Below are 1880 nucleotides of genomic sequence, written 5' to 3'. Positions count from 1 at the left end.
ACTGGGCTTAAAACCAATGATTCAAACGTCTTACAGGAGTAGAAAAAGCTTGATTTTGACCTTATTTAGGATATAATGTAAGAGAATGAGAAAAGAAGGAGGGGATCATGAGACAGGTATTTTTATCCACAACAACACAATTCAAGGAAATTGACCACATGGAGTCTGGTTCTTGGATCAACCTGATTAATCCCACTCAGAGTGAATCGATTGAAGTCGCCAATGAATTTGACATTGATATCACCGACCTAAGAGCCCCTCTCGACCTGGAAGAGATGTCTCGTGTGACCATTGAGGATGATTATACCCTGATTATCGTCGATGTCCCGATTACCGAAGAACGGAACAATAAAATTTATTATGTCACCATCCCCTTGGGAATTATTTTGACGGATGATGTCATTATCACCACCTGTCAAGAAAATATCCCCCTTTTGGATGTATTTGTGCAACGACGCCTGCGGAATTTTTACACCTTTATGCGCTCCCGTTTCGTTTTCCAAATCCTCTACCGCAATGCGGAACTCTACCTAACCGCCTTGCGGTCGATTGACCGCAAATCCGATCAAATTGAGACAGTCCTTTTGGAAGCTCCCCGCAATGAGGAATTGATTGAGCTCATGGAATTGGAAAAAACCATTGTCTACTTTAAAGCCTCTTTGAAAACCAATGAGCGCGTGGTTCGCAAACTAACCTCTTCTTCTTCAACCATCAAAAAATACTTAGAGGATGAAGACCTCTTGGAAGATACGCTCATTGAAACCCAGCAGGCGATTGAGATGGCGGATATTTACGGAAACATTTTACGGAGCATGACAGACACCTTTGCTTCCATCATCTCCAACAACCAGAACAATATTATGAAGACTCTGGCCTTGGTGACTATTGTGATGTCCATTCCGACCATGATTTTCTCGGCTTATGGTATGAACTTTAAGAACAATGATATGCCCCTCAATGGAGAGCCACATGCCTTTTGGATTATTATTGCTATTGCCTTTGCAATGAGCCTCTCCATGACACTTTACTTAATTCATAAAAAATTGTTCTAAGAGAAAGGAATTTTATGTCGTTTGAACACCTAACCAAAAAGAATCAACAGTATATCCGGACCGTGCAAAAACTCTTGGAACAAGCTGGTAAGTCCCCTGAGGAAATCGAAAGCCTCCTTGCAAGTATCCTACCCGATATTGAGGAGAAACAGGATCGTGGCTTTACCGCTCGAGCCCTCTATGGCACCCCTACCCAATGGGTTCGCAGCCAACTTTCTGAAAGTCCCTCTGAAAACTCGAAGCCAGCTGTAATCAACGACAATCCTTGGCTCATGTGGTTGGAATCCACCCTTTTCCTCCTAGCCTTTGTTGGACTTGGAATCGGACTGATCAACCAGTTTGTCCCAGGAAGTACCAGCTACGGACTCCTAACCCTGATCAGCATGACGACAGGGGGGGGAGCGGTTTTCTACGCCCTCTACCACTTTATCTACCGCTACTATGAACCTCAGTATGAAGGTCAACGCCCCAATGTTCGCCGTGGCTTCCTCTTTGTAGGCCTTGTCCTCCTAGCCTGGATCGCCCTTATCACCATCTCTGAAAGCCTCCTAGCCGGTATCAACCCACCCCTACCAAGCATGGTTCTCATCCTCATCGGAATCGTAGCCTTCACCCTCCGCTGGTGGCTCATGCGCACCTACAATATCAAAAATGCCCGCATGAACCCTCGCCGTCAAGCCTTCTAAAAAATGCATCCCCTCCTTGGGATGCATTTTTTTGACCTCTATTTTGAAAAATCTCGTGGATTAACTGTAAGCGCCCAATAACAAGGTATCTTCCGATAAAGTAGAAATCTAGCTATACTAGTCTCAGAAAACATGAGTAGAG

General features: G+C 44.6%; 2 protein-coding genes. Both read left to right on the top strand.

Annotated elements, in window-relative coordinates; all coding sequences use genetic code 11:
• Positions 1-107: 107 nt before the first annotated feature.
• A complete protein-coding gene (locus tag N4310_RS08305) occupies positions 108-1052 on the top strand; it encodes a magnesium transporter CorA family protein (RefSeq protein ID WP_160333264.1) in 945 nt (314 codons plus the stop codon).
• A 14-nt stretch (positions 1053-1066) separates the two neighbouring features.
• Positions 1067-1738 (top strand): DUF1129 domain-containing protein, encoded by a 672-nt coding sequence (locus tag N4310_RS08300; RefSeq protein WP_262092803.1) that lies wholly within the window; start codon positions 1067-1069, stop codon positions 1736-1738.
• Positions 1739-1880: the final 142 nt, after the last annotated feature.

This window comes from Streptococcus danieliae (assembly GCF_025447695.1).
GTDB classification, from domain to species: Bacteria; Bacillota; Bacilli; order Lactobacillales; family Streptococcaceae; genus Streptococcus; species Streptococcus danieliae.
This window is presented reverse-complemented; position numbering and strand designations above follow the sequence as displayed.